Genomic DNA, 25,787 nt, shown 5'->3' with positions numbered 1-25,787 from the left:
TATTACCTCAACTTCTGCTATTTTAGATTTTATTACCCCAGATTCTACTATTTCAGATTTTACTGAATTGTTATTTAACCATATCAAAATAAACATTCCAGCAATAGAAGGTACTAAATAACGGACTAAATAATTTTCCCACCATCTATTTTCATTCTTTTCACTCATAATTCATTCCTTTTCAAAATAAACTCTCAATGCGCTTCTTCCCAATTCATACCCACGCCCACTTCTGCCACTAGCGGCACGTTCAACATCCCTTCGTCCACTTTTGCCATAATCTGCGGCAGTTTTTCTTTGACTAAATCCAGTTCGGCTTCGGGGACTTCCAGCACCAATTCGTCATGCACCTGCATAATCAGTTTGCTCTTCAGGTCGTCTGAAACCAGCCAGCGGGACACGTCTATCATGGCGCGTTTGATGAGGTCGGAGGCGGTGCCCTGCATGGGGGCGTTGATGGCGGCGCGTTCGGCTCCGGCGCGGGCGTTGGCGTTTTTGTTGCGGATGTCGGGCAGGTAGAGGCGGCGGCCGAACAGGGTTTCGACGAAGCCTTGGGCGGCGGCTTGTTCTTTGGTGCGCTGCATGTATTCGGCGACGCCGGGGTAGCGGGCGAAGTAGCGGTCGATGAAGGTTTTGGCGGACAGGTTGTCTATGCCCAGCGATTTGGCGAGGCCGTATTGGCCCATGCCGTAAATGAGGCCGAAGTTGATGGTTTTGGCGTAGCGGCGTTGTTCGGGCGAGACGTTTTCGGGGGCGGTGCCGAATACTTCGGCGGCGGTGCGGCGGTGTACGTCTTCGCCGTTTTGGAACGCGGCGATGAGGGTTTTGTCGCCGGAGAGGTGCGCCATAATGCGCAGCTCGATTTGGGAATAGTCGGCGGAAACGATGACGCTGCCTTGCGGTGCGGTGAAGGCGCGGCGCACGCGGCGGCCTTCGGCGGTGCGGATGGGGATGTTTTGCAGGTTGGGGTTGTTGCTGGCGAGGCGGCCGGTGATGGCGACGGCTTGGGCGTAGGTGGTATGCACGCGGCCGTCTTTGGGGGAAATCATTTCGGGCAGTTTGTCGGTGTAGGTGGATTTGAGTTTCGCCAGGCTGCGGTTTTGCAGGATGATTTTGGGCAGGGGGTAGTCGGGCGCGAGCTGTTCGAGCACGGCTTCGTTGGTGGAAATGCCGCCTTTGGCGGTTTTTTTCAGGCCTTTGGTGGGAATGCCCATTTTGTCGAACAGGATTTCTTGAAGCTGTTTGGGCGAGTTGAGGTTGAACGGCTGACCTGCGGCGGCGTAGGCTTCTTGTTCGAGCTTCATCAGCTCTGCGCCGAGTTCTGCGCTTTGGCGGGCGAGCTCGACGCGGTCGATTTGCACGCCGTTGCGTTCCATTTCAAACAATACCTGCGCGACGGGCAGCTCCATTTTTTCATACATTTCAAGCTGTTTGGAGTCCATCTGCGCGCGCAGGTGCGCTTCGAGGCGCAGGGCGAAATCGGCGTCTTGGGCGGCGTATTCGGTCGCCTGCCCGATGGCGACGTCGGCAAAACCGATTTGTTTCGCGCCTTTGCCGCACAGCGATTCGTAGGTAATGGTTTCCAAGCCGAGCCAGCGTTCGGACAATTCGTCTAAGCCGTGTCCGAGATGGCTCTCGATGATATAGGAAGCGAGCATGGCGTCGCCGGCAATGCCGTTCAGGGCGATGCCGTAGTTGGCGAAAACGTGTTGGTCGTATTTGAGGTTTTGCCCGATTTTTTTCAGGGCGGGGTTTTCCAAATGCGGTTTCAGACGACCTAATACGTCTTGCAAATCAAGCTGTTCGGGCGCAGCAGTCAGGCTGTGGCCTACGGGGATGTAAACCGCTTCGCCTGCTTGGAACGCGATGCTGATGCCGACCAGTGCGGCGTTCATCGCGTCTAGGGACGTGGTTTCCGTATCGATGCCGATTGTGTCCGTCTGAGACAGTTTGTCCAACAAAGCGGCAAACTGCGCTTCGGTGGTAACGGCTTGATAATCCAGCTTTTCGGGGGCAACGGCTTTTTCAGGTAGCCTTTCAGACGACGTTTCCATGTCCAACGCCGCCTGCTCGCCTATCGTATCGCTGCCGAACAAATCGCCGTCCGCCGCTTCGTGCATACGGCTTTCCGCTTCTTTCAGCCAAGTGCGGAAGCCCCAGCGTTTGAAATCGACCGCAAGCTGCGACCATTTCGGCGAAGTACGGCGCAGGCTTTCGAGGCCGTCTGAAAGCTCGGTGTGCAAGTCCACATCGGTTTTAATCGTCACCAAATCATACGACAGCGGCAGTTGGGGCAGCGCAGCTTGCAGGTTTTCGCCGACCTTGCCCTTGATTTCCGCAGCGTGTTCCACCACACCAGCCAGCGAACCGTAGGCTTCCAGCCACTTCACCGCCGTTTTCGGGCCGCACTTTTCCACGCCCGGCACGTTGTCCACCTTGTCGCCCATCAGCGCGAGATAATCGCGGATTTGGTCGGGGCGCACGCCAAATTTTTCCTTCACGCCTTCAATGTCCAGCGTTTCGCCGCTCATCGTGTTCACCAGCGTCACGCGCTCGTTCACCAACTGCGCCATGTCCTTATCGCCGGTGGACACCACCACATCCCAACCCGCTTCACCGGCCATCGCCGCCAGCGTGCCGATAACGTCGTCCGCTTCCACTTGCGGAATCACCAGCACCGGCCAGCCCATCAGCCGCACCAAATCCGGCAAGGCTTCCGCCTGCGGGCGCAAATCGTCCGGCATCGGCGGGCGTGTCGCCTTGTAGTCAGGGAACATCTCGTGGCGGAAATTCTTACCCTTCGCATCAAACACCACCGCGCAATAATCATGAACATAATCCGCCCGCAGCCGACGCAACATGTTCAACACGCCGTAAAGCGCACCCGTCGGCGCACCGTCAGGCGCGGACAACTGCGCCATCGCGTGATAAGCGCGGTAAAGATAAGAAGAGCCGTCAACGAGTAGGAGAGTGGGTTTGGACATGGTGAACCTGCTTGAAATAAGTGAAAAATAGATGGAGGGATTATAAAGGAAAAGCTCGGTTCTCCCCATGTATCCGCAAACGTGTTTCAGCGCGTACCAGGGGCTGTCAACATTCAATAGTTTCCGTGTCTTTTTATCCCCAAAGCGGTATCTTCCGCGTTGGAAATCCTCACAAGGTGTCCAACCTTGTTGCGGTTTCCGCCTTGAATCTTCCGCTTTGTGAACAAAAATCCACTTGGAAAATTAAATGTCGACAGCCCCTAGGGTTTACAAAAATAAACCATTTCAAATATTGCGCCTTGTCATTTCATCTTGTATATTTGATACAAATGAATACAAACCAAATCAAACGAATATGAATGCAACAAACCGTATCCCCGTTAGCGTGCGAATTACTCAGGAAGACGCTGATTTTATTGCTGAATTAAAAATCGAAGGCGCGAATACGCCGTCTGAAAAAATCCGCGAGCTGCTCAAGCAGGCGCGTTTGGCGCATACGCAGACGCGCGATTACGGTTCCGCGCTGACGGCGCAGGAGCAGTTTTTCCAAGCGGCGAAACATGACGTGCTGCACGCGGAAAAGCAGGCGGGGGTGCATTCGCATATCGTGGCGCGATTGTTTGAGCAGCTGCCCGACTTGGGCGCGACGCTCGCAGCCGACCTGCCCGAAGAAGCCGACCTCGACAGTTTGAAAAAATACGAACGCGAACTGATGTGGCGCATCGTCCGCCTCACCGACAGCATCTTGCAGCTCGCCGTAACCGGCAAAGGCGCGGCATACGACGATACTGTGTTGCAACAGCTTGAAAATACTTTGAAACTGGCGAAGATTGTGCAGCAGGCGGGCGAGGTTTGAGGTCTATCCTGCACCCACTTAAATCAAACACGTTTTATTGAAAGGAAAATCCAAATGAGCGAAACCCTATCCCGCAGAGTGGGCCGTCTGGTGAGCGGCGGTTTTCATGCCCTGATTGATGCGGCGGAGAACCTTGCGCCCGAGGCGGTCATGAACGAGAGCATCCGCGAAATCGAGCGGGCGGTGGACGAAGTGCGTGCCGAGTTGGGCAAAGTGTTGGCGCAGAAACACCTTGCCGCCAAGAAAATGGCGGACGAGAGCAACCGCCACGAAGCCATCGATGCCAACCTGCAAGCTGCCGTAGCCGCTGGGCGCGACGACCTTGCCGAGGTGGGCATCGCCGAACAAATGGACATCGAAGCGCGTCTGCCTGTTTTGGAAAACACCATTGCCGACTGTGCCGCGCAGGAAAAAGAACTTGAAGGCTTTATCGCCGCCTTGCAGGCGAAAAAGCGCGAGATGCAGCAGCAGTTGCAAGACTGGCGCGCCACGCAGCAGAACGCTGGCGCAGGCAAAGCTGCAGGCGGCAGCGACCTCAATCGCATCGCCCGTGATGCCGAAAAAAGCGGCAACGCTTTCGACCGCGTGATGGGCCGTCAAAACGCGGTACACAGCAGCACCGATGCGGCGCAGTTGGCAAAATTGAAGGAATTGGAAGACTTGAGCCGCAACAACCGTATTGCCGAACGATTGGCGGCATTGAAGGCTGGAAAATAAGTTTTCAGACGACCTTCCTAACAAATAAGGTCGTCTGAAAAGAAAAACGCCGCGCGGAGCTTGTCCTTGCGGCGTATGGCGGAACAAATCAGTAGTCGATGCGTTCGCTGATAATCCGCAAATCCGGCCATGAGAAAACGATGTCGTATTCGCGTCCGTTTCTGAAGGCTTCGGCTTTTAGTACGGGGCGGCCGCGGCGGTCGTCGGCTTCGATTTCATGGACGCGGTAGCTGCGTCGTTCGAGTATCCGCATGACTTGCGCGCGTTTTTGTTCGAAAGACGGATCGCTGTAAATTTGGTGTTCGATGTAGTCGTCATCGTAATACTTGCCGTCGCGGTAACGGTAGTCGTCATAACGATCGTAATCGCGCTCATAGCGGTCATAATAGTAGTCGTCGTAATAATCATCGGGATAAGGGGCGGCGCAGGCAGCCAGTGCGATACTGCCTAAGAGTAATACCGGTAATAGTTTTTTCATGTCGTATCCTTTCGGGACGTGGGGTAAGTAAAGAATGTTCGGGCGCGGTTATAAATCAACGCGTTCTTCGATAATGTTCAAATCGGGATAAGACATCACGATTTTGTATTCCAAGCTGCCTTTGTAGGCCTCAAACTCCAAAACGGGTCTCGCCCAATGCAGGTCGGTGTCGGAGTCGTGGACTTCGTAGCCTCTGCCTTGCAGGATGGACACGGCGCGGTTGTGGTGTCGGGCAAACGACGGGTCGGTTTCCATACGGTATTGGGCGTAGTCTTCGTAAAGGTCGAAACCTTCTGCTGCAAGAAAAATGGCGCAAATGACGGCGGCAGGAAGCAGCAATTTTTTCAAAAGCGGTTTGAACGGTTCTATATATTGCGACTGCGGATATTTCATTTCGTTCCCTTTGCGTCTGTTGTCGGTATAGACATTTAAACACGCAGGACTTAGGGAAAAGTTAGGAGCGTTTTCAGACGACCTTTCTTTACGGTACGCACAGGCCGTCTGAAAACGGATAGGGATAATCCCATGATTTTTGCTGTTTTGATTGCCTTGATAACCGCCGCAGTGCTTTATGTCCTGCTGTTTGAGGATTGGGATGAATTCCTTGAATGCGTAAAATTCTGTTTCACCCCCGAAATCATCAGCGCGCTGCGGGGGAGGTATTGGGATGACGTATGGGCGGAAACCAAAATCCTGCTGTGGCTGGGCATCAGCATAACGGCAGGCGTATCGGCCTATATCTGGCTCGGCTAGAGTCGGCGTTTCAAGGCTGATACCGTCTTTATTGCTGCGAACGGCAAATTATCGAAAGGAGTTTCTGAATGAGCAAAAAACACACTTACCGCACTGCGACAACATGGACGGGCAATCTCGGCGAAGGCACATCATCCTACACCGCTTATTTGCGTAACTTTACTGTTTCCGCCGAGGGCAAGCCCGACTTGCACGGTTCCGCCGACCCTGCCTTCCGCGGCGATGCGGGTCGATGGAACCCCGAAGAAATGCTGTTGGCCGCCGTTTCTGCCTGCCACAAACTATGGTACCTGCACCTGTGTGCCGACGCGGGCATCTGTGTTACCGCCTACACCGACCACGCCGAAGCGGTGATGGACGAAGGCGGAAATGGGAGCGCGGGGCGTTTCGTCTCCGCCGTGTTGAAGCCGCGCGTTACCATCGCCGCAGGAAACGACCGCGCCAAGGCTTTGGAACTGCATCACGAAGCGCACCGCCTGTGTTTCATCGCCAACTCGGTCAACTTTCCGATTGAATGCCGCGCAGAGATTGAGAGTGAAGAGGTCGTCTGAAAATCGAATGTCTGTTTGGGATGCACGGATAGGTCAAATTCAAATAAGGCATACCTAATGCCGTCATTCCCGCGTAGGCGGGAATCCAGACCTCGATTCTTCAGAAGTATTATTTGAAGATTGCCGTAATCTCAAACTTCTAGATTCCCGCCTACGCGGGAATGACGGCAATCAAACATTCAAATTTTCGCAAGCAGTCTATTTAAGGTCGCCTGAAAGTTGACAGAACAAGGAACGGAATATGTGGAATTTAATCAACGCCCCCGAAACGGAAATCTTCGGCATCGCCATCGCGCTGATGGTTTTGCTCGGCGTGTTGGAAGTCATCTCCATGCTGGCGGGCGGCATCAGCGACTGGCTGGACAACCTGCTGCCCGACAGCCTGACCGAAACCGCGCACGCCGAAGTCGGGCTGGACGCTGCGGACGCGGGCGTGTTCGTCAGGTTTCTGAGCTGGCTGTATGTCGGTCGCGTGCCGGTGTTGATGCTGATGGTCGTGTTCCTTGCCGTGTACGGACTGACGGGCTACCTGTTTCAGACGACCTTTGCCGCCGTGTTCGGCAGTTATCTGAACGGATGGCTGGCGGCAGTAGCCGTGTGGTTCCTTTCGCTGCCGCTGGTGCGCCTGACGGCGGGCGGACTGTACAAAATCATGCCCAAAGACGAAACCACCGCCGTTTCGCAGGAAAGCCTAATCGGACGCATCGGCACAGTGGTGCTGGGCGAAGCACGGGCAGGCAGCGCGGCGCAGGTGCGGGTGAAGGATGAGTACGGACAGCAGCATTATGTGATGGCAGAACCGGATTCCGACGAAGTATTGAAACAAGGAGACGCGGTGTTGCTGGTGTCGCTGGAGGGAAGTACGTTTAAAGCGATTTTGAATCCGAGCGGGAGTTTGGTGGATTGAGGTCGTCTGAAAAGATAAACGCCGGTTTGCAATGAACCATCATTTTTATCAGATTAGAAAAACAAAACGGGGATAGATATGGATCATTTGGCGCAGCCTGAGCGTGATATGCAATCCCGCATCGAAGCGTTGAAAAACAAGCTGCCGCGAGGGGTTATCGTTGTCGGCGACGGGCTGCTGTTTAAACATTCGTTATTTAGAGGTTTGTTGTTTCAGCCCTTGGTTGCTTTCTTGTTCAGTCTCATCGGCGTAGGCGGTCTCTGGCTGAAGATAGTTAAATGGATGGATCTATCGCTTTCAAACAACATGACTTGGCTGCTGGCTATTGTATCCACGCTATTGTGGCTGTGGCGTGCGGAACGTTGGTGGTGCGGGCTGACTACCCGGAAATCGATTTATATTGATCGCGAAAAATTGATTATTTACGGTGCATTCGGACGCATCCGTTATCAAGGCGGACATGACGGGGCTTACAGGAAGTTTGACCGTATACATATGAGTGACATCATCGGAGTCAGTCTGATTACCGAACGTAAAGGAACAACAGTCATCTGTGGGCTACTGGGCTTAGGAAGACACAATATTTGTACAACAGCTTCCCAAAACGCATTGATTGAATTAACAGGTTGGCAGTGGAATTCAAGGTAAGATACCCAGCTATCAGACTGCGAAAAAAGAAACACCCAAGAATATTGATAAAACACAAAACAATAATCAGGAAAACAAATTTGTATGGATAACTCTCTTAACAACGAGCCAAGTTTGGAAAAATCCAACTCGGCAGCATTATGGCTGAAACGGACAACGGCCTTAATATTGTGGCTTGCCGCGTTTCTGTCGGGTGTAACGGCTTTGTATGGTCTGACCAGAGCGGGCAGTGAACCTGCAAATCTGATACTCGTCGCCTTATTGTCGGCAGGGGCGTGGTACGGTATCTATTTCGGCGGACGACTGACAGGCTGGTTCAGGTCGTCTGAAAACCCGCAAATCCGCTACCCCGCCATTCATTGGGCAATATGGACGCTTGAAACATTTTTCGCCTTATTTTTTGCAAGCATCATTTTTGATAAACAAAACATAGGATTGGTGGTTTTTTGCCTGATTTTTAGCGGCTTGGCGGGCGTGTCTGCATATTTGCGCGGCAAACGGCTGATTGCCGATTACCGGCTACGGAAAAATACCGAAGTCCGTGCAACGGTATGGCGGCTGATATGGAGCTTTATTTTTGCACTGTTATGGTCGGCAACCATCTTGCTCTGCCTGTATGCGCTTCTGCGCCAAATGGCATTGCCTGAAGGAATTGAGCCTGCTACTTTCTGCTTTATCTTCATCCTAACCGTACTGTCGGGATGTGCTGCATATTACTGCTGGAATGGGTTGGCAAAATTGTTCCAAAAATATGCACAACAACAGAAAACGTGGTAGGCCAAATATCCGTCTCCGGCGTAATTCGACATGATGCCTATGTTAAATAACCAAGTCCGTAGCGTGGGCTTTGCCCACGAAGCAAACAGCTCGGATGATCGTTTAATTCAAGCGGCAGTAAGTCGCGGGCAAAGCCCACGCTACGGTTTGCAAAAAACAGAAATGGTAGGTCGGATTCTTGAATCCGACCTACCTTTAAAATCCCAGATTTTTAACCTTTCAGACGACCCCAAACCCTAAAAAACCGTCTGAACCCACGCCCCTCAAGGGTATATCGACAACAAGAAAGGAAAACCCATGAACTTAGTTTCCATCGGCATCATCGCCGGCGTCATACTCATCGCGCTGTTCGTACTCGGCCTCATCCTCACCCGCCTGTACCGCCGCGCCAGTAAAGAAGTCTCCTTCGTTCGTACCGGCTTCGGCGGCGAAAAAGTCATCATGAACGGCGGAGCGATGGTGCTGCCCGTGCTGCACGAAATCATCCCCGTCAACATGAACACATTGCGTCTCGAAGTGCGCCGCGCGGCGCAGCAGGCGTTGATTACCCGCGACCGGATGCGCGTCGATGTGATGGCGGAATTTTACGTCCGCGTCAAACCCAGCGCCGAGAGCATTGCCACCGCCGCGCAAACGCTGGGTATGAAAACCATGTCGCCCGACGAATTGAAAGACCTCGTCGAAGGTAAATTCGTCGATGCCCTGCGTGCCGTTGCCGCTGAAATGGCGATGGAAGAGCTGCACGAAAAACGTGTTGATTTCGTTCAGAAAGTGCAACAAGTCGTGAGCGAAGACTTGTTTAAAAACGGTCTCGAACTCGAAACCGTTTCCCTGACCGGCCTCGACCAGACCAGCTTCGAGTTTTTCAACCCGCAAAATGCGTTTGACGCGGAAGGTCTGACCAAACTGACCGAAACCATCGAAGGCCGCCGCAAAAAACGCAACGAAATCGAACAAGACACCGATTTGGCGATTAAAACCAAAAACCTCGAAGCCGAGCAGCAACGCCTGAAAATCTCGCGCGAAGAAGAATACGCCAAACTCGAACAAGAACGCGAAATCGCCGTGCGCCGCGCCGAGCAGGAAGCCAGCATCGCCGAGCAGGAAGCGCAGAAAAAACGTGAAGCGGAAGAAGCCAAAATCGCTGCCGAACGCGAAGTGGATTTGAAACGCATCGCCGCCGAACGCGACATTAAAAACGAAGACATCCGCAAGGCGCAGGCCGTGGAGCAGGCCGAAGTCGAGCGGCGCAAAGCCATCGAGCTGGCCGAGCAGGACAGAGCGATTGCCGTCGCCGAAAAATCCCGCGCCGAATCGGAAGCCAAAGCCGAAGCCGACAAAGCCCGCGCCGCCGCCGTGCACGAAGAAGAAAGCGTGATTACCGTGCGCGAAACTGAGCGCGCCGAGCGTGCCAAAGCGGTGGAATTGATTGCCGCCGAAGAAGCCGCGCAAAAAGATGCGATTTCGCTCACTGTTGCTGCTGAAGCTGAAAAACAAGCTGCACAAGACCGCGCTGAAGCCGTACGTATCGCCGCCGAAGCCGAAGCCGAAAAACACCGCCTGCAAGCCAAGGGGGAGGCCGATGCCAAAATTCTGTTGGCACAAGCGCAAGAGCAACAATACAAGGTTGATGCCGAAGGTACCCGCGCTGTGAACGAAGCTGCCAACGTCCTGAGCGTTGAACAGGTTGAAATGCAAGTCCGCCTTGCCCTCTTGAAACATCTTCCTGACATCATCCGCGAATCCGTCCGCCCGATGGAAAAAATCGAAGACATCAAGATTTTGCAAGTTAATGGTCTGGGTGGCTTTGCCGGTGGTGCAAACGGTGCGGAAGGTGTTTCAGACGGCCAAACCACACAAGCCAGCCTTGCAGACCAAATGGTCAATAGCGCCCTGCGCTACCGCAGCCAAGCCCCGTTGGTTGACGGTCTCTTGAAAGAGTTGGGACTGAATGGTGGCGACATCAACGGTCTGACCCAAGGACTGGATAAAACTATCGACCAATCATAAACGGATGCCGTAATAATGGTTTAAAGGCCGTCTGAAAAGTATCAGACAGCCTTTTTTGTATGCGAGCTCAGAGAAACGCTAATATTTTCAATACTGATAAATTCAATTCTATTACGATTGCAATAAATTAGGAATCATCCAATCTGTTTTCAAGGATAAAAAGATTGGGTGGGCTATTTTAAATAGCGAATCACAAGACTAACTGCTTCGACAATGATCCACCAACAATTTAGTCATAGAAGCCGGTTCTACCGTTTCGATTTCAAACTTGCCATCTACTCATCTATCGACATTTCAATATCAAGCCGCTTATCTTCAGGCAAATAAAAAAGCACAACATTTCGTTGTGCTTTTTCTTCATGAACCCACATTACTTGTTTTTTTGCGAACGAAGGTAATCCAAAGTTTTCAGCTGGGCAATGGCAGCTGCCAATGCTTTGTGCGCTTCGGCCAAAGATTTTTCGTCTCGGGCTTCAGAAACACCAGTTTCGGCTGCTTTTTTAGCTGCTTCAGCACGCGCCTGATCCATTTCGGTACTGCGGACGGCAACGTCTGCCAATACTGTGATCTTATCAGGCTGTACTTCTAAAACGCCACCGGAAACGGCAACCAGCACTTCTTCAGCTTCACCCGGAACAGTCAAACGCAATGCACCGGGGCGTACCAAACTCATAATCGGCTCGTGTCGTGGATAAATACCAAGCTCACCTTGAACGGTCGGAACCACCACAAAGCTGGCCTCGCCCGAATAGATGTTTTGCTCGCTACTAACCACTTCAACTTGCATGGTGCTCATGCCGGCCTCCTTAGTTTAAGGTTTTCGCTTTCTCAGCCGCTTCTTCGATACCGCCTACCATGTAGAACGCTTGTTCAGGCAGATGGTCGTATTCGCCGTTCAAGATGGCTTTAAAGCCGGCGATGGTGTCACGCAATGAAACGTATTTGCCTGGAGAACCGGTAAATACTTCGGCAACGTGGAACGGTTGAGACAGGAAGCGTTGGATTTTACGGGCACGCATCACAGTCAGTTTGTCTTCGTCAGACAATTCGTCCATACCCAGAATGGCGATAATATCGCGCAATTCTTTGTATTTTTGCAGAGTAGACTGTACACCGCGCGCTACGTCGTAGTGCTCTTGACCCAATACCATCGGATCCAATTGGCGTGAAGTAGAATCAAGCGGGTCAACTGCCGGGTAAATACCCAAAGATGCAATATCACGGCTCAATACGACGGTTGCGTCCAAGTGGGCGAAAGTTGTCGCTGGAGACGGGTCAGTCAAGTCATCCGCAGGTACATATACGGCTTGGATGGAAGTAATGGAACCGGTTTGGGTAGAGGTAATACGCTCTTGCAAACGACCCATTTCTTCAGCCAATGTCGGTTGGTAACCCACTGCAGAAGGCATACGGCCCAACAGTGCAGATACTTCGGTACCAGCCAGAGTGTAACGGTAGATGTTGTCAACGAAGAACAATACGTCGCGACCTTTACCGTTTTCGTCTTTTTCGTCACGGAAGTATTCGGCCATAGTCAAACCGGTCAAAGCAACGCGCAGACGGTTGCCTGGAGGTTCGTTCATTTGGCCATACACCATAGCTACTTTATCCAATACGTTGGAATCTTTCATCTCGTGGTAGAAGTCGTTACCTTCACGGGTACGTTCACCCACACCTGCGAACACGGACAGACCGCTGTGCGCTTTGGCGATGTTGTTGATCAATTCCATCATGTTCACGGTTTTGCCCACACCGGCACCACCGAACAGACCTACTTTACCGCCCTTAGCAAACGGACACAGCAAGTCGATCACTTTAATACCGGTTTCCAACAATTCGGTAGTTGAAGACAACTCGTCGAATTTCGGAGCAGTTTGGTGAATGGCACGGCTCTTGTCGGTATCAATCGGACCTGCTTCATCAACAGGCGTACCCAATACGTCGACAATACGACCCAATGTACCTTTACCTACCGGCACAGTGATTGGCGCACCAGTATTGCTTACAGACATGCCGCGTTTCAGGCCGTCTGAACTACCCATTGCAATAGTACGGACAACGCCGTCACCCAGAAGTTGTTGAACTTCCAGAGTCAGACCATTCTCGTCCAATTTTAGGGCATCGTAAACATGCGGGATAGCGTCGCGTGGAAATTCCACGTCAACCACCGCACCAATAACTTGTACGATTTTGCCTTGGCTCATTATCGTATCCTAATTTCCTGTTCAGGCTTCAGACGGCATTAAACTGCCGCTGCACCTGCTACAATTTCTGACAATTCTGTGGTAATCGCGGCTTGACGCGATTTGTTGTACACCAAGCGTAATTCTTTAATGGCATTGCCTGCGTTATCGGTTGCGGCTTTCATCGCTACCATACGCGCGGCTTGTTCAGATGCCATGTTGTCGCTCAATGCCTGATAAACCACAGACTCTAAATAGCGGCGAACCAAATATTCCAATACGGCGATAGGACTCGGCTCGTAGCGGTATTCCCAAGCAAATGAAGAATGACCCGCTTCGTCGTCAATAACGTTTTCACCGATAGGCAGCAAAACTTCCATACGCGGCTCTTGGCGCATTGTATTGACGAAACGTGAGTAAACCATATGGATACGGTCTAATTCATGCTTCTCATAACGTTGGAAGATTTCGGTCAGAGGACCGAGCAGCAATTCCATTTTTGGGGTATCGCCCAAATTGGTTGCGCTGGCAATAACATTCAAACCGATGCTTTGGCATGCAGCCAAACCTTTACTACCCAGACACACGACTTCGACTTCGATGCCTTGTTCCTGATACTCTTGAACTTGCGCCAAAAACTTTTTCAGTACGTTTGCGTTCAAGCCACCGCACAAACCTTTATCCGAGGTAATCAAAATGAAACCGGCACGACGCACTTCGCGGTGCGGATCCAACAATTTGATACCATGATCGGTATTGGTCTGTGCAAGATGGCTCATCACTGTACGCACTTTCTCGGCGTACGGACGCGCTAAGCGCATCCGGTCTTGAGTCTTCCGCATTTTAGAGGTCGACACCATTTGCATCGCTTTAGTGATCTTTTGGGTATTTTGAACACTACGGATTTTGGTGAGAATCTCTTTTCCGACTGCCATTTCAGACTCCTTTCATTTCAATACTTATGCTTGGTAAGCGTAAGAAGATTTGAAAGATTTCATGGCTTCGGTCAATGCTTTTTCGCTTTCGTCAGACATTGCGCCTGATGCATTAATCGCTTCCAGAACCTCAGGATGTTGCGTACGTACGAAACTCAAGAATTCTGCTTCGAAAGCCAAGGCTTTGGATACCGGAACATCTGCGTAAGAACCGTTGTTGATCGCCCACAAAGTCAATGCCATTTCGGCAGTGTTCAATGTGCTGAATTGTTTTTGTTTCATCAATTCAGTAACCACTTCACCGTGTTGCAGCTGTTTGCGTGTTGCTTCGTCCAAATCGGAAGCAAATTGCGAGAACGCCGCCAATTCACGGTACTGTGCCAACGCCAAACGGATACCGCCACCCAGTTTTTTGATGACTTTGGTTTGTGCTGCACCACCTACGCGCGATACGGAAATACCGGCATTGATTGCAGGACGGATACCGGCGTTGAACAAGTCGGTTTCCAAGAAGATTTGGCCGTCTGTAATCGAAATTACGTTGGTTGGTACGAATGCTGATACGTCACCGGCTTGGGTTTCAATAATTGGTAACGCAGTCAGAGAACCGGTTTTGCCTTTTACTTCGCCATTGGTCAGTTTTTCAACTTCGTTTTCGCTAACGCGGGCCGCACGTTCCAACAGACGGGAGTGCAGATAGAATACGTCGCCAGGATATGCTTCACGGCCAGGAGGGCGGCGCAACAGCAGGGAAATTTGACGGTATGCAACGGCTTGTTTAGATAAGTCATCGTATACGATCAACGCATCTTCACCACGGTCACGGAAGAATTCGCCCATGGTACAACCGGAGTAAGGAGCGATGTATTGCAGTGCAGCGGCTTCAGAAGCAGTTGCAGCGACTACGATAGTGTGTTCCATCGCACCATGCTCTTCCAATTTGCGCACTACGTTGGCAATAGAAGATGCTTTTTGACCGATAGCCACATAAATACAGATAACGCCTGTACCTTTTTGGTTAACGATGGCATCCAGTGCTACGGCAGTTTTACCGGTTTGACGGTCACCAATGATCAACTCACGTTGGCCACGACCAACCGGAACCATAGAGTCAATGGCTTTCAGGCCGGTTTGCATTGGTTGGTCAACCGATTTACGCGCAATCACACCTGGTGCAATTTTTTCGATTGGAGCAGTCAATGTTGTGTTGATTGGACCTTTACCATCGATAGGACGACCCAATGCATCAACTACGCGGCCAACCAGTTCACGACCGATCGGCACTTCCAAAATACGGCCGGTACAGGTAACTGTATCGCCTTCTTTAATGTGTTCGTACTCACCCAACACTACGGCACCGACGGAGTCACGCTCCAAGTTCATGGCCAGACCGAAAGTGTTACCGGGGAATTCGAGCATCTCACCTTGCATCGCGTCTGATAAGCCATGAATGCGCACAATGCCGTCTGTAACAGAAACAACGGTACCACGGGTACGCACTTCTGCATTGACGGACAGATTTTCGATTTTGGCTTTAATCAAATCGCTAATTTCAGCAGGATTAAGCTGCATGAAAACTCTCCTAATTTGTCATAGTCGCATACAAAGCATTCAGTTTGCCTTGTACGGACAAATCCAAGACCTGATCACCCACTTCTACTTTGATGCCGCCGATTAATTCAGGGGCAACTTTAGCTACCACATCCAATTTGCTGTTGAAGCGTTTTGTCAGGATATCGGTAACATCGGCCAGCTGCTGAGAACTGAGTTCATACGCGCTGTAAATTACTGCCGATTTCGTATTGTTGTGTATCAAGGTCAAATCTTGATATTGGGCATAAATTTCCGGCAATACCAGCAAACGCTTTTGCTCGGCCAAAACGGTAATGAAATTTGCCAATTCGACATTTTTGATACCGACAAGACCTTTGAGCGTCTCTGCTTTTTCGGAAGTTCCCGTTTCCGGTTGCTCGATGAGAGCAATGACTTTCTCATCTTGAACAACCGCTGCGAGTTCTTTCAGTTCGCCCAACCAAGACTCGATTTGGTTTTTTTCCTGAGCCAGACTAAACAATGCTTTCGCATAAGGTCTGGCAATCGTTGCGAACTCTGCCATAAGATTACAGCTCCTGTTTTAAGGTACTGAGCAAATCTGCATGTTTGGAAGCATCAACTTCCTTACGCAAGATAGATTCCGCACCTTTAACAGCCAGTGTAGCAACCTGTTCGCGCAACACTTCGCGCGCACGGTTAACTTCTTGCTCCACATCAGCTTTTGCTTGGGCTGCAATGCGTGCTGCTTCATGAGAAGCTTGCTCTTTGGCTTCTTCTACAATTTTTGCAGCACGTTTTTCGGCGTTGGCAACCATTTCGGTTACCTGATTACGCCCTTCGGCCATAAGTTCTGCAACTTTTTTCTCTGCCTGCTCAAAATCGCTCTTACCGCGCTCGGCAGCAGCCAAGCCCTCGGCGATTTTTGCGGCACGCTCATCCAACGCTTTGGCAATCGGAGGCCATACGAATTTCATCGTAAACCAAACCAAGCCAAAGAAAACCAGGATTTGCGCAAATAAGGTTGCATTAATATTCACGTTACTTAACCTTCGTATCTGGGTTAATCAAACAGACCATAAGCCTGTATCTGAACGGATCGCTCCGTCTTGATTACGCAGCACCAAACGGGTTAACGAAGGCGAACAACAGGGCAATAGCCACACCGATCAAGAAGGCTGCGTCGATCAGACCAGCAATCAAGAACAGTTTGGTTTGCAGAGGACCGATCAGCTCAGGTTGGCGAGCAGAAGATTCCAAGTATTTAGAACCAACCATTGCGATACCGATAGAGGCACCCAATGCACCCAAGGCAACGATCAAACCACATGCGATAGCAATCAAACCCATTTTTAAACTCCTTAAGATAGTAAAGGTTAAACTACAAAAACAAACTACGAAAAAACTACTTGATTAGTGTGCATCATGCGCTTGTCCGATGTATACGAACGCCAACGCCATGAAAATAAATGCCTGCAAGGTGATAACCAAAATGTGGAAAATCGCCCAAGCCAAACCGGCAATCAGGTGGAACACAAATAAAATTGGATCCAAAGTCTCGATACTGCCGGTTGATGCCCATGCGCCACCCAACAAAGCAATCAGCAGGAACACCAGCTCACCGGCATACATATTACCAAACAACCGCATACCGTGGGATACGGTTTTGGACAAGAACTCTACCAAGTTCAACAAGAAGTTGGCCGGAGCAAGCATCGGACCAAAAGGCGCACTGAACAATTCGTGAATCCAACCGCCAAAGCCTTTGATTTTGATATTGTAATAAATACATACCAACAATACGCCGATTGCCAAAGCCAAAGTCGTATTCAAGTCAGCAGTCGGTACAACGCGCAACAGTGCATGATGATTACCGGTAACGCCTTGCCATACCATCGGCAGCAAATCAACCGGCAACATATCCATGGCGTTCATCAGGAAAATCCAGACAAACAGGGTCAAACCCAAAGGCGCAACGGCTTTACGCGATTGTTCGTTGTGAATAATACTCTTACACATGTTATCCACGAATTCGAACAAAATTTCAACAGCTGCTTGAAAACGACCAGGCACGCCAGCCGTTGCTTTTTTGGCACCGCGCCACAAAAGGAAGCTGCCGATTACGCCTAACAGAACAGCAAAAAAGATTGCATCAAGGTTAATGAACGAAAAATCAGCGATGTTTTTCAGTCCTTGACCCTGAGTAACATCCGACATACTGGTCAAGCTTTGCAAGTGGTGCTTGATGTAGTCGGCAGCGGTCATAGTTTCACCTGCCATAGTGTTTCACTCTCAACAATACTAAAAAAACCAAATGACTGACACTGAGTAACCCCAATAAGAATGGGAAAAATACCAGCGATTGATGCCATATCGCAAAAACGACCGACATAGATACCAGCGACAGCACTACTTTTAAAACCTCTCCACCGACAAACATCGACCTTTGCAGATCGGGATTTCGTCGGGAAAACTTTAAAAGTAAAACTGCAACCAGGGTAGGTAAAATGTACGAAAATCCTCCCACCAAAGCAGAGAGGAAGCCGGGCAACCCGGAAAATAACGCACAAACAACTGAAATTATTAACAATACAATCACTTGCAATGGGACTATTTGATTCATTGTACTTCACACCCCAAAACGCAAGGTAAATTAATATAATCAAGAAGTTTGTTAACGTCAAGCAATATGTTAATCTTTGTGAACCTTTCACAGATGAATGATTAACACATATAAAACAAATCTTTGCAGGAACGGAGTTTAACACAAATTACATGTTGCTACACAGATTTTACAGAAGATTTTGATTTGTATTGTAAACATCTGTACGACCAGTCCTTTTATCAAAAATTCAGGCCGTCTGAAAATTTTTTTCAGACGGCCTGTTTATAAAACCGTTAAAACTCTTGATTAATGCCTAACTGTTTCAGCAAATATTCGAACGTTTCCGGCGTATCAAAATGCAGTATGATTTTGCCTTTTTTCTGATTGCTGGTTTTGACTTCGGCATTGACACCCAAACGCTCGGTCAGGGCATCATTAATACGGCGGATATCCGGGCTGATGGTCTTGGCTGCTTCCGGTTTGGCTTTTTGATGCGCCAACTGGCTGCGGCGCTCCACCTCGCGCACCGACCAACCATTTTTGACAGCTTTTTGCGCCAACTCCAATTGGTCAACCACATGCAAGGTCAACAACGCACGGGCATGACCCATTTCCAGACGGCGTTGATAAAGCATTTCCTGAACCGGCTCAGGCAGACTCAACAGGCGCAGGCTATTGGAGATGGCACTACGGCTTTTACCGACGGCTTTTGCGATGGTTTCATGAGTCAAGCCGAATTCGTCGGCAAGGCGTTTCAAACCTTGCGCTTCTTCAATCGGATTCAGGTTTTCACGTTGCAGGTTTTCAATCAAACCCATGGCCAACGCGGTTTCGTCGCTTATGGTTTTGATAACGACGGGAATCTCGGTCAAACCGGCCAACTGGGAAGCGCGCCAACGGCGTTCGCCGGCAATCAATTCATATTGAGACAGACCACGTTCGCGTACGATAACCGGCTGGATAATGCCTTGCGCTTTAATGGAATCGGCCAATTCCTGCAAAGCTTCATCATCAATTTGCACACGCGCCTGATAGCGGCCGGGCTGAATATCGGCGATGGCAACCGTTGTCAGGCGGTCGCTACTACTGCTGTCCACTGCATTGGAAATCAGCGAATCCAAACCGCGTCCCAATCCACCTTTTGCTTTTGCCATATTGTTTTCCCTTTCAGACGGCCTCATTGTTGAAATGACGTATTCTATCGGATATTGCCGCTTTACGACAATTTGAATCACGATGATTTGACTATTGCCATTTATTTACGGAGCGAAACCGCAAACACGCCCCTTAAAGCGTTGCTTAAGCGGATTTCTTCCGCATTTTCCAACATGGTACGCGTGATGTGTGTTTCCCTTATCGTATCCATACCTAAATATAGCTGAGGATGCCTCAATACCGCTTGGCGCATTACCCCGTTCAAAATATCTAAATCCAAAGACGGCGTGAGCCATTGTCCTTGATATTTGACGAACACATTGCTTCTTCCACCCTCTAACAAAAGGCCGTCTGAATTGAAAAACAGACTGTCAAATGCGCCCTGCCCTTCTGCCGTTTTCCACGCTTGGTCAAAAATTTCACGGCGCGTGGTTTTGAAGCGGCGTAGATAATCGCGTTGGCTTAATGTGTGTTCACTCAAGATAACGTATTGCTGCCCATCCAATTCGGAAACAGCCGCATGACTCAATACAAGACCGTCTGAAAACAAAGCGGCTTTGACTCTAAATAACCCACTTGGCAACGCATCTATATAGTGTTGGATTTTCTCTATTGTATTTTCAGGCCAAGTCAGGTTGAGCGCTTGCGCCGAGCTGTTCAGACGGCCTAAATGCAAATCAAGCAAACGGCATTGTCTATCTTCCACACGCATGGTTTCAAAAATACCGAAATCAGGCCGCAATTCATTCAGAAAACGCGCCTTCCAACCGCACTCGCGATATTCGGCTTCAGGATCGCTATCAATCACAATCCCCGAACCTACTCCATAAACGCCTTGATAAAGGCCGTCTGAAACTGGTTTCAGGGATAAGGTGCGAATCACGACATTAAATACACCTTCAAATCCCAAACCCGTATCGCACGGATGCAAAAAGCCGATGCTGCCTGTGTACAAACCGCGCGGTTCGGATTCAAGAGACTCAATAATCTGCATACTCATGCGTTTGGGCGCGCCGGTAATACTGCCGCATGGGAAGGCTGCACGGAGAATATCGGCAACCGAAACATCAGGCAGCGCCTGCGCCTCGATGGCACTGGTCATCTGCCAAACACTGCCAAAACGGGAAACTTTAAACGGTTCAGGCACGCGTACTTTGCCCGTTTGTGCGATTTTGCCGAGATCGTTGCGCAACAAATCGACAATCATCACATTTTCGGCGCGGTTTTTAGGATCGTTTTGCAATTCAACGGCGCGGCGTTCATCTTGTCCATCATGAAGAATCGGCGCAGTACCTTTCATAGGCTCGGTTGTGATCAGGCCGTCTGAATCGATTTTGAGGAAAAGTTCGGGAGAAAAACACAAAGTCCATGCGTCCTGCCCTGCCTCGTCGGGCAGACAAGACAAAACGGCATACGGCACAGGCTGGCGCAAGCGGCGGTAAAGCTGAATCGGATTGCCGTACGTTTGCAGGTGCAGGCGTGCGGTGTAATTGATTTGATAGGTATCGCCGCGGCGGATGGATTCGTGGATTTGGTTGATATGCTCGAGATAATCGGCTTCGGATACGGAGAATCGGGGAGTGGAGATACCTGCCTCAAGGCCGTCTGAATGATTGGCCAGCCAGCTTTCGGCATTGATTTCGGAACAATCGGCAAACCAGTGCAAACGCAAATTACCACTGCGCGCGGATGAAATATCCATCAGTGGCAATCCGAATTCGTAGTCTGCAAACAACACTGCATACAGGCCTTTTTTCCAACCCGCCTGCAAAACATCATCCAACGACGCCAGTTCGTTATGATGAAAAAGGCAGCTTTCCACATGATTTTGATAGAGTTTTGCACGACCGCTTAACGCATCGTCGAACAGGGCGAAATAAGGCATGATGTATTATACAAATAGGCTGATTATACGCTGTTTTTACAAAAATTATCAAACAAGCCGGAAAAAATCGCTTATGTGTAATTTTATGTAGGCTAATACAGCATAAAGAGGTAAAATCAAGTCATACCACACCATATCATTTAAAACTTAATCGATAAGGAGACTTTATGGCAGACCACCAATTAGAACCGTTCGAGAATGTTGAACTGGGCGAGAAACAAGACCAGCTGCAAGTATTCGAAAAGGCTGTTTTGGAACACGAAGGACGCGGCACTGACGAAGATTCCAGCAGCGCACCGCTTCCTGCCAACTACCCGTACAAACAACGTATGCGCCGCTCTGTTTACGAAAAAGAAAAACAGAAGCTGCAAATCGAATTGTTGAAAGTACAAAGCTGGGTTAAAGATTCCGGCCAGCGTATCGTCAGCCTTTTTGAAGGCCGCGACGCAGCCGGTAAAGGCGGTACCATCAAACGCTTTATGGAACACCTGAATCCGCGTGGCGCGCGCGTGGTTGCTTTGGAGAAACCGACCACTACCGAACGCGGCCAATGGTATTTCCAACGCTACATCCAAAACCTGCCGACCGCAGGCGAAATGGTATTCTTCGACCGCTCATGGTACAACCGTGCCGGCGTAGAACGCGTAATGGGCTTCTGCGAACCTAACGAATACCTGCTCTTCATGCGTCAAACCCCTGAATTGGAACGTATGCTTGTTGCCAGCGGCATCCATCTGTTCAAATTCTGGTTCTCCGTATCCCGTGAAGAACAACTCCGTCGCTTCATCTCCCGTCGTGACGACCCGCTGAAACACTGGAAACTGTCTCCAGTGGATATCCAATCGCTCGACCGCTGGGACGACTACACCGAAGCCAAAAACGCCATGTTCTTCCACACCCACACCGGCGACGCGCCTTGGGTCATCATCCGTTCCGACGACAAAAAACGTGCACGTTTGAACTGTATCCGCTACTTCCTGCATCAGCTGGACTATCCGGGCAAAGACGTGAAAGCCATCGGCAAAGTGGACGAGAAAATTGTTTTGATTCCTGATACACGTTACAAAGAAAAAACTGTCGATCTCGGACACGATTAATTTGTAACATTACCAAAGGCCGTCTGAAATTTCATCTTTCAGACGGCCTTTTCTTAATCCTCGCGATTCCAGTACGTTTTTTGTGCGAATACCAATTTATTGTCAGTGAATTTCACACTGTCCAAATTCAATGCCCAAACATCGCTTTTCATCACTCTGGCAGCAGGATGCGCTTTGTAATACAAAGACTGCGCCGCTTTCAAATCCGCTTCATCCTCAATCAAAGCGGCAGTCGCCGCAAACTGAATGCCGCTGATTTTCGTGATGCTGTCAGATTGTCCGGCAATAGTACCGGCTACTTTGGCTGACCGGCTCATCATTCCGCCATGTCTCGTTTTCAAAGAAGTCAACACAATCAATCGGGCATTCGCCTCATCAAACACATAAAAACAGCAAGCTGCCCAAACTTCGCCCTCTTCCGCAGCAGCAATACTGACGACATGATGATTACTCAAAAACTTAACTATATTGGCAGGAATTGTTTGCATGGCTCTTATCTTCATTCTCAGTCGTAACTTATGCTCAGGCCGTCTGAAACATCATCCCTGCCAGCGCGGCACATTGTTTTGAATGATACCGAACAAGTCCAAAGCATGAGAGACGCTGTGTGTAATCATATCTTCAATGGATTCAGGCTTCTGATATAAAGCCGGAACGGGAGGAAACACAATACCTCCCATTTCTGTCACACGGCGCATATTTTCAATGTGCGCCAAGTTTAACGGCGCTTCACGCACCATCAACACCAGCTTGCGCCGCTCTTTCAACGTTACATCCGCCGCACGGCTGAGCAAATTATCGGCAAATCCATGAGCAACCGAAGCCAAAGTTTTCATTGAACACGGTGCAATCAACATTCCATCCGTCAAAAACGATCCACTGGCAATACTTGCCCCGACATTACGGACGGAATGCACAACATCCGCCAAAGCATAAACATCTTCCTTGGTGTAATCCGTTTCCAAAGCGCGGGTCATCTCCGCCCCTTGCGAAACCACCAAATGCGTTTCTACCTGATGCTCACGCAAAAGCTGTAAAGCCTTCACGCCATACTGGAAACCGCTGGCACCGCTGATGCCGACAACCAAACGCTTCATTGTATTTTCCTGTCTCGGCCTAAAGATAAATGAAAGGCAGATTCTCAAGACGAAAAAATAACCGCTAAAAAGCGGTTAGATTTTCTAATGTGGTGCCGACAGCGAGATTTGAACTCGCACAGCCTATGGCCACTACCCCCTCAAGATAGCGTGTCTACCAATTCCACCATGTCGGCATAAATCAAATTGCCTTACTGCTGCTGAGGATTCGGTGCAACAGGAGTTGTATTGTTTTGTGCAGGCGTTGCAGGCTTAGGAGCTTGCTGGCTCTGCTTCACATCGCTGAAGTCTAAACCGTGCTTACTGGAGTGGGTGTGAATATACACCATCGCCATGCAGGTCGCAAAGAAAAATGTTGCGGCAATAGCAGTTGAGCGGCTCAAGAAGTTGGCATTACCGGCAGAACCGAATACGCCTTGCGCGCTACCGCTGCCGGAACCGAACGTTGCGCCGGCATCCGCGCCTTTACCGTGTTGCAACAATACTAACACGATTACGGCTAAAGCGGAAATAATATTAATGATCCAGATAAGGGTTTTAAAGGCTTCCATATGTTTTCTACGAGGCTTGTGCTGCGTTGATGATGGCGGTAAAGGAGTCATATGATAATGACGCGCCACCAACCAATGCGCCGTCTACATGAGGTACTGCGAAGATGTCGGCCGCGTTATCCGCTTTCACACTTCCGCCGTAAAGAACGCGGATTTTAACATCGCTTCCGCACAAAGACAAGATTTCTTTGTAGATAAATGCGTGCATGTCGGCGATTTGTTCGACAGTGGCGACTTTGCCTGTACCGATCGCCCAAACCGGCTCGTAGGCAACGGCGATGTTTTTGGTGTTCAAACCTTGCAGGATGGAAAGCTGGTGGGTAATGACTTCGTGTTCTTTGCCGGCTTCGCGTTCTTCCAGGCTTTCACCGACACACAACAATGGAATCAGGCCGACGTTGAGGACGTTTTCCATTTTGCGGCGTTGGATTTCGTTTTTCTCGCCGAAATAAAGGCTGCGCTCGGAGTGGCCGATGAGGACGATGTCAGTACCGATGTCGGCAAGCATTTCGGCGGACACTTCGCCGGTGTACGCGCCGTTATTCGGGAAACGGCTCACGTCTTGCGCACAGGTCAAGATACGGTTGTTCAAAACAATCTGCATGGCGTTGTGCAGTTGCAACAGATAAACGGTCGGAGCAGCCAGACCGATTAACACGCGTTCTGCGGTTGGCATGACACGGAAGCGGTGCATAAGCGCATTGTTGTTTTGGAGTCGGCCGTTCATTTTCCAGTTGCCGATAACCCATTTTTGATCCCACATTCCGATTTGGTGATACATCTTTATTGCTCCGTGTGTTGGTTGTTGCTTGCTGTAGCGTCGTGTAATGTCAAAGTTTAGTGGATATATGTGCGCTTGGCAATTATTAACGAGCCTCTGGGCCGTCTGAAAGATGGCACACTCTCCGACAAGGATTTATAATGTATGCTTCGATAAAATTAAGAATTGAACGGAGCACAAATATGGACTTTGAAAAAGCGCGTTTCAATATGGTTGAACAGCAGATTCGTCCGTGGGATGTCTTGGACTTCGACATTTTGGATGCTTTGGAGGAGATCGAGCGCGAACATTTTGTCGGCGAGGCTTTTCAAGGTTTGGCCTATGCGGATATGGAGCTGCCGCTGACCAACGGTCATAAGATGTTGGAACCCAAAGTCGTTGCCCGCCTGGCTCAAGGTTTGAAATTGAAAAAAGACGAAACCGTCTTAGAAATCGGTACAGGCTCAGGCTATGCAACCGCCCTGCTGTCCAAACTGGCCGGCAAAGTCGTCACTGACGACATCGATGCCCAGCAGCAGCAACGCGCCAAAAAAGTTTTGGACGAATTGGGCTTTACCAACGTCGATTATGTGCAAAACAACGGCCTGACCGAAGCATCGCAAGGCGCTCCTTTTGATGCGATTTATGTGGGCGGCGCAGTAGACAGCGTGCCTGAAATTCTGAAAGAGCAACTGAAAGACGGCGGCCGTATGGTGGTCATCGTCGGCCGCAAACCGGTACAACGCGCGCTTTTGCTGACGCGTAACGGCAATGAGTTTTCCGAAAAAGTATTGTTCGACACCGTCGTGGCACACTTGGAAGACAAATCGGCCAATCCGTTCGGCGATTTCGATTTTTAAACAACAGGCCGTCTGAAAGTTCAGACGGCCTCATACTTTTATACCCAACCCTATGACCGACATTATCCAACTCTCGCCCACCGAATTGAAACAATGGCAGGACGAAGGCCGCGCATTTCATCTGCTCGACGTCCGCACCGATGAAGAACGCGCCATCTGCACCCTGCCCGCCGCCATTCATATCCCGATGAACCTCATCCCCCTGCGTCAAAACGAGCTGCCCGACGACGATTTACCCATTGTCGTTTACTGCCACCACGGCATCCGCAGCCTGCACACGGCAATGTATTTAGAAGACGCCGGATTTGAAAACCTCTACAACCTGCAAGGCGGTATCGATGCTTGGGCAATGCAGGTAGACAGCAAAATGATGCGATATTGAATCGGTTTTATCAATAAAAGGCCGTCTGAAACTGGATTTCAGACG

The 25,787-nt window shown here is 50.1% G+C and carries 30 protein-coding genes and 1 tRNA gene; 12 read left to right on the top strand and 19 right to left on the bottom strand.

Annotated elements, in window-relative coordinates:
* Positions 1–194 precede the first annotated feature (194 nt).
* Positions 195–2,984, bottom strand: coding sequence for a DNA polymerase I (gene polA, locus HMPREF2872_RS08045; RefSeq protein WP_070632782.1), 2,790 nt, complete (start codon positions 2,982–2,984; stop codon positions 195–197).
* A 355-nt stretch (positions 2,985–3,339) separates the two neighbouring features.
* On the opposite strand from polA, the gene HMPREF2872_RS08040 reads away from it, so the two are divergent.
* Both HMPREF2872_RS08040 and HMPREF2872_RS08035 read left to right on the top strand, forming a co-directional pair.
* Positions 3,340–3,840: a hypothetical protein gene (locus tag HMPREF2872_RS08040; RefSeq protein WP_003759852.1), complete on the top strand. Its 501-nt coding sequence runs from the start codon at positions 3,340–3,342 to the stop codon at positions 3,838–3,840.
* A 54-nt stretch (positions 3,841–3,894) separates the two neighbouring features.
* A complete protein-coding gene (locus tag HMPREF2872_RS08035) occupies positions 3,895–4,557 on the top strand; it encodes a PspA/IM30 family protein (RefSeq protein WP_070632780.1) in 663 nt (220 codons plus the stop codon).
* Positions 4,558–4,645: 88 nt separating this feature from the next.
* Here HMPREF2872_RS08035 and HMPREF2872_RS08030 read toward each other — a convergent pair whose 3' ends face one another.
* Together HMPREF2872_RS08030 and HMPREF2872_RS08025 are read right to left on the bottom strand one after the other, a co-directional pair.
* On the bottom strand, positions 4,646–5,035 hold the full coding sequence (locus HMPREF2872_RS08030) for a PepSY domain-containing protein (protein ID WP_070632778.1): 390 nt from the start codon (positions 5,033–5,035) through the stop codon (positions 4,646–4,648).
* 48 nt (positions 5,036–5,083) lie between these two features.
* Positions 5,084–5,428: a hypothetical protein gene (locus HMPREF2872_RS08025; RefSeq protein WP_070632777.1), complete on the bottom strand. Its 345-nt coding sequence runs from the start codon at positions 5,426–5,428 to the stop codon at positions 5,084–5,086.
* Between the two features lie 132 nt (positions 5,429–5,560).
* Here HMPREF2872_RS08025 and HMPREF2872_RS08020 point away from each other — a divergent pair, with 132 nt between their 5' ends.
* From HMPREF2872_RS08020 to HMPREF2872_RS07995, 7 genes are all read left to right on the top strand, one after another.
* Entirely contained in the window at positions 5,561–5,788 is a 228-nt protein-coding gene (locus HMPREF2872_RS08020) for a hypothetical protein (RefSeq protein ID WP_070632775.1), read from the top strand.
* A 68-nt stretch (positions 5,789–5,856) separates the two neighbouring features.
* Positions 5,857–6,339 carry an OsmC family protein gene (locus HMPREF2872_RS08015; RefSeq protein ID WP_070632773.1) on the top strand — a complete coding sequence of 161 codons (483 nt, stop codon included), beginning with the start codon at positions 5,857–5,859 and terminating at the stop codon, positions 6,337–6,339.
* A 241-nt stretch (positions 6,340–6,580) separates the two neighbouring features.
* Positions 6,581–7,246, top strand: a complete 666-nt coding sequence (locus HMPREF2872_RS08010; RefSeq protein ID WP_070632771.1) for a YqiJ family protein — start codon at positions 6,581–6,583, stop codon at positions 7,244–7,246.
* A gap of 78 nt (positions 7,247–7,324) precedes the next feature.
* Positions 7,325–7,894: a hypothetical protein gene (locus tag HMPREF2872_RS08005; protein WP_070632769.1), complete on the top strand. Its 570-nt coding sequence runs from the start codon at positions 7,325–7,327 to the stop codon at positions 7,892–7,894.
* Between the two features lie 84 nt (positions 7,895–7,978).
* Positions 7,979–8,671, top strand: a complete 693-nt coding sequence (locus tag HMPREF2872_RS08000; RefSeq protein ID WP_070632767.1) for a transglycosylase — start codon at positions 7,979–7,981, stop codon at positions 8,669–8,671.
* Between the two features lie 30 nt (positions 8,672–8,701).
* Positions 8,702–8,911 (top strand): hypothetical protein, encoded by a 210-nt coding sequence (locus HMPREF2872_RS11615; RefSeq protein ID WP_141752860.1) that lies wholly within the window; start codon positions 8,702–8,704, stop codon positions 8,909–8,911.
* Positions 8,912–8,968: 57 nt separating this feature from the next.
* Positions 8,969–10,681, top strand: a complete 1,713-nt coding sequence (locus HMPREF2872_RS07995; protein ID WP_070632765.1) for a flotillin family protein — start codon at positions 8,969–8,971, stop codon at positions 10,679–10,681.
* 370 nt (positions 10,682–11,051) lie between these two features.
* Here HMPREF2872_RS07995 and HMPREF2872_RS07990 read toward each other — a convergent pair whose 3' ends face one another.
* The 11 genes from HMPREF2872_RS07990 to HMPREF2872_RS07945 all read right to left on the bottom strand — a co-directional run bounded on the left by HMPREF2872_RS07990 (position 11,052) and on the right by HMPREF2872_RS07945 (position 20,995).
* Entirely contained in the window at positions 11,052–11,477 is a 426-nt protein-coding gene (locus tag HMPREF2872_RS07990; protein ID WP_003683708.1) for a F0F1 ATP synthase subunit epsilon, read from the bottom strand.
* A 10-nt stretch (positions 11,478–11,487) separates the two neighbouring features.
* Complete coding sequence (gene atpD, locus HMPREF2872_RS07985; protein WP_003683789.1) at positions 11,488–12,885, bottom strand: F0F1 ATP synthase subunit beta; 1,398 nt, start codon at positions 12,883–12,885, stop codon at positions 11,488–11,490.
* 38 nt (positions 12,886–12,923) lie between these two features.
* Complete coding sequence (gene atpG, locus HMPREF2872_RS07980; protein ID WP_070632762.1) at positions 12,924–13,799, bottom strand: F0F1 ATP synthase subunit gamma; 876 nt, start codon at positions 13,797–13,799, stop codon at positions 12,924–12,926.
* A gap of 24 nt (positions 13,800–13,823) precedes the next feature.
* On the bottom strand, positions 13,824–15,371 hold the full coding sequence (gene atpA, locus HMPREF2872_RS07975) for a F0F1 ATP synthase subunit alpha (RefSeq protein WP_003676111.1): 1,548 nt from the start codon (positions 15,369–15,371) through the stop codon (positions 13,824–13,826).
* A 10-nt stretch (positions 15,372–15,381) separates the two neighbouring features.
* Positions 15,382–15,915: a F0F1 ATP synthase subunit delta gene (locus HMPREF2872_RS07970; RefSeq protein ID WP_070632760.1), complete on the bottom strand. Its 534-nt coding sequence runs from the start codon at positions 15,913–15,915 to the stop codon at positions 15,382–15,384.
* Between the two features lie 4 nt (positions 15,916–15,919).
* Positions 15,920–16,390: a F0F1 ATP synthase subunit B gene (locus HMPREF2872_RS07965; protein ID WP_004464459.1), complete on the bottom strand. Its 471-nt coding sequence runs from the start codon at positions 16,388–16,390 to the stop codon at positions 15,920–15,922.
* A 73-nt stretch (positions 16,391–16,463) separates the two neighbouring features.
* Positions 16,464–16,700, bottom strand: coding sequence for a F0F1 ATP synthase subunit C (atpE, locus tag HMPREF2872_RS07960; RefSeq protein ID WP_003676106.1), 237 nt, complete (start codon positions 16,698–16,700; stop codon positions 16,464–16,466).
* A gap of 63 nt (positions 16,701–16,763) precedes the next feature.
* On the bottom strand, positions 16,764–17,630 hold the full coding sequence (gene atpB / locus HMPREF2872_RS07955; RefSeq protein WP_049351291.1) for a F0F1 ATP synthase subunit A: 867 nt from the start codon (positions 17,628–17,630) through the stop codon (positions 16,764–16,766).
* On the bottom strand, positions 17,620–17,973 hold the full coding sequence (locus tag HMPREF2872_RS11390) for an ATP synthase subunit I (RefSeq protein ID WP_083311766.1): 354 nt from the start codon (positions 17,971–17,973) through the stop codon (positions 17,620–17,622). The genes atpB and HMPREF2872_RS11390 overlap by 11 nt, the downstream gene beginning before the upstream one ends.
* A gap of 275 nt (positions 17,974–18,248) precedes the next feature.
* Entirely contained in the window at positions 18,249–19,109 is an 861-nt protein-coding gene (locus tag HMPREF2872_RS07950) for a ParB/RepB/Spo0J family partition protein (RefSeq protein WP_049328785.1), read from the bottom strand.
* 101 nt (positions 19,110–19,210) lie between these two features.
* The gene (locus HMPREF2872_RS07945) at positions 19,211–20,995 is read right to left on the bottom strand and encodes a bifunctional chorismate-binding protein/class IV aminotransferase (RefSeq protein WP_070632758.1); all 1,785 of its coding nucleotides are present in this window, start codon (positions 20,993–20,995) and stop codon (positions 19,211–19,213) included.
* A gap of 167 nt (positions 20,996–21,162) precedes the next feature.
* On the opposite strand from HMPREF2872_RS07945, the gene ppk2 reads away from it, so the two are divergent.
* Positions 21,163–22,092: a polyphosphate kinase 2 gene (gene ppk2, locus HMPREF2872_RS07940; RefSeq protein WP_070632756.1), complete on the top strand. Its 930-nt coding sequence runs from the start codon at positions 21,163–21,165 to the stop codon at positions 22,090–22,092.
* 53 nt (positions 22,093–22,145) lie between these two features.
* Here ppk2 and HMPREF2872_RS07935 read toward each other — a convergent pair whose 3' ends face one another.
* The 5 genes from HMPREF2872_RS07935 to tpiA form a co-directional block, all read right to left on the bottom strand.
* A complete protein-coding gene (locus HMPREF2872_RS07935) occupies positions 22,146–22,580 on the bottom strand; it encodes a PNPOx family protein (protein ID WP_070632754.1) in 435 nt (144 codons plus the stop codon).
* Between the two features lie 51 nt (positions 22,581–22,631).
* On the bottom strand, positions 22,632–23,189 hold the full coding sequence (locus HMPREF2872_RS07930) for a UbiX family flavin prenyltransferase (RefSeq protein ID WP_063076774.1): 558 nt from the start codon (positions 23,187–23,189) through the stop codon (positions 22,632–22,634).
* Positions 23,190–23,279: 90 nt separating this feature from the next.
* Positions 23,280–23,365: transfer RNA gene (locus HMPREF2872_RS07925), tRNA-Leu, on the bottom strand.
* A gap of 15 nt (positions 23,366–23,380) precedes the next feature.
* Positions 23,381–23,740 (bottom strand): preprotein translocase subunit SecG, encoded by a 360-nt coding sequence (gene secG / locus HMPREF2872_RS07920; protein ID WP_049351297.1) that lies wholly within the window; start codon positions 23,738–23,740, stop codon positions 23,381–23,383.
* A gap of 7 nt (positions 23,741–23,747) precedes the next feature.
* Positions 23,748–24,521 carry a triose-phosphate isomerase gene (gene tpiA / locus HMPREF2872_RS07915; protein ID WP_049351298.1) on the bottom strand — a complete coding sequence of 258 codons (774 nt, stop codon included), beginning with the start codon at positions 24,519–24,521 and terminating at the stop codon, positions 23,748–23,750.
* 182 nt (positions 24,522–24,703) lie between these two features.
* Between tpiA and HMPREF2872_RS07910 the strand changes: the two genes are divergently transcribed.
* Together HMPREF2872_RS07910 and HMPREF2872_RS07905 are read left to right on the top strand one after the other, a co-directional pair.
* Positions 24,704–25,360 (top strand): protein-L-isoaspartate O-methyltransferase family protein, encoded by a 657-nt coding sequence (locus HMPREF2872_RS07910; protein WP_003683725.1) that lies wholly within the window; start codon positions 24,704–24,706, stop codon positions 25,358–25,360.
* Between the two features lie 52 nt (positions 25,361–25,412).
* Positions 25,413–25,742: a rhodanese-like domain-containing protein gene (locus HMPREF2872_RS07905; protein WP_003679997.1), complete on the top strand. Its 330-nt coding sequence runs from the start codon at positions 25,413–25,415 to the stop codon at positions 25,740–25,742.
* Positions 25,743–25,787: the final 45 nt, after the last annotated feature.

It is taken from the genome of Neisseria sp. HMSC069H12 (assembly GCF_001812735.1).
GTDB lineage: Bacteria > Pseudomonadota > Gammaproteobacteria > Burkholderiales > Neisseriaceae > Neisseria > Neisseria subflava.
Note: the sequence above shows the minus strand (reverse complement) of the source record. Positions and strands in the feature narration are given on the sequence as shown.

Coding starts and splice junctions, on each gene's coding strand:
- polA (WP_070632782.1), bottom strand. CDS start 2,984: ATGTCCAAACCCACTCTCCTACTCGTTGACGGCTCTTCTTATCTTTAC.
- HMPREF2872_RS08040 (WP_003759852.1), top strand. CDS start 3,340: ATGAATGCAACAAACCGTATCCCCGTTAGCGTGCGAATTACTCAGGAA.
- HMPREF2872_RS08035 (WP_070632780.1), top strand. CDS start 3,895: ATGAGCGAAACCCTATCCCGCAGAGTGGGCCGTCTGGTGAGCGGCGGT.
- HMPREF2872_RS08030 (WP_070632778.1), bottom strand. CDS start 5,035: ATGAAAAAACTATTACCGGTATTACTCTTAGGCAGTATCGCACTGGCT.
- HMPREF2872_RS08025 (WP_070632777.1), bottom strand. CDS start 5,428: ATGAAATATCCGCAGTCGCAATATATAGAACCGTTCAAACCGCTTTTG.
- HMPREF2872_RS08020 (WP_070632775.1), top strand. CDS start 5,561: ATGATTTTTGCTGTTTTGATTGCCTTGATAACCGCCGCAGTGCTTTAT.
- HMPREF2872_RS08015 (WP_070632773.1), top strand. CDS start 5,857: ATGAGCAAAAAACACACTTACCGCACTGCGACAACATGGACGGGCAAT.
- HMPREF2872_RS08010 (WP_070632771.1), top strand. CDS start 6,581: ATGTGGAATTTAATCAACGCCCCCGAAACGGAAATCTTCGGCATCGCC.
- HMPREF2872_RS08005 (WP_070632769.1), top strand. CDS start 7,325: ATGGATCATTTGGCGCAGCCTGAGCGTGATATGCAATCCCGCATCGAA.
- HMPREF2872_RS08000 (WP_070632767.1), top strand. CDS start 7,979: ATGGATAACTCTCTTAACAACGAGCCAAGTTTGGAAAAATCCAACTCG.
- HMPREF2872_RS11615 (WP_141752860.1), top strand. CDS start 8,702: ATGATGCCTATGTTAAATAACCAAGTCCGTAGCGTGGGCTTTGCCCAC.
- HMPREF2872_RS07995 (WP_070632765.1), top strand. CDS start 8,969: ATGAACTTAGTTTCCATCGGCATCATCGCCGGCGTCATACTCATCGCG.
- HMPREF2872_RS07990 (WP_003683708.1), bottom strand. CDS start 11,477: ATGAGCACCATGCAAGTTGAAGTGGTTAGTAGCGAGCAAAACATCTAT.
- atpD (WP_003683789.1), bottom strand. CDS start 12,885: ATGAGCCAAGGCAAAATCGTACAAGTTATTGGTGCGGTGGTTGACGTG.
- atpG (WP_070632762.1), bottom strand. CDS start 13,799: ATGGCAGTCGGAAAAGAGATTCTCACCAAAATCCGTAGTGTTCAAAAT.
- atpA (WP_003676111.1), bottom strand. CDS start 15,371: ATGCAGCTTAATCCTGCTGAAATTAGCGATTTGATTAAAGCCAAAATC.
- HMPREF2872_RS07970 (WP_070632760.1), bottom strand. CDS start 15,915: ATGGCAGAGTTCGCAACGATTGCCAGACCTTATGCGAAAGCATTGTTT.
- atpE (WP_003676106.1), bottom strand. CDS start 16,700: ATGGGTTTGATTGCTATCGCATGTGGTTTGATCGTTGCCTTGGGTGCA.
- atpB (WP_049351291.1), bottom strand. CDS start 17,630: ATGGCAGGTGAAACTATGACCGCTGCCGACTACATCAAGCACCACTTG.
- HMPREF2872_RS11390 (WP_083311766.1), bottom strand. CDS start 17,973: ATGAATCAAATAGTCCCATTGCAAGTGATTGTATTGTTAATAATTTCA.
- HMPREF2872_RS07950 (WP_049328785.1), bottom strand. CDS start 19,109: ATGGCAAAAGCAAAAGGTGGATTGGGACGCGGTTTGGATTCGCTGATT.
- HMPREF2872_RS07945 (WP_070632758.1), bottom strand. CDS start 20,995: ATGCCTTATTTCGCCCTGTTCGACGATGCGTTAAGCGGTCGTGCAAAA.
- ppk2 (WP_070632756.1), top strand. CDS start 21,163: ATGGCAGACCACCAATTAGAACCGTTCGAGAATGTTGAACTGGGCGAG.
- HMPREF2872_RS07935 (WP_070632754.1), bottom strand. CDS start 22,580: ATGCAAACAATTCCTGCCAATATAGTTAAGTTTTTGAGTAATCATCAT.
- HMPREF2872_RS07930 (WP_063076774.1), bottom strand. CDS start 23,189: ATGAAGCGTTTGGTTGTCGGCATCAGCGGTGCCAGCGGTTTCCAGTAT.
- secG (WP_049351297.1), bottom strand. CDS start 23,740: ATGGAAGCCTTTAAAACCCTTATCTGGATCATTAATATTATTTCCGCT.
- tpiA (WP_049351298.1), bottom strand. CDS start 24,521: ATGTATCACCAAATCGGAATGTGGGATCAAAAATGGGTTATCGGCAAC.
- HMPREF2872_RS07910 (WP_003683725.1), top strand. CDS start 24,704: ATGGACTTTGAAAAAGCGCGTTTCAATATGGTTGAACAGCAGATTCGT.
- HMPREF2872_RS07905 (WP_003679997.1), top strand. CDS start 25,413: ATGACCGACATTATCCAACTCTCGCCCACCGAATTGAAACAATGGCAG.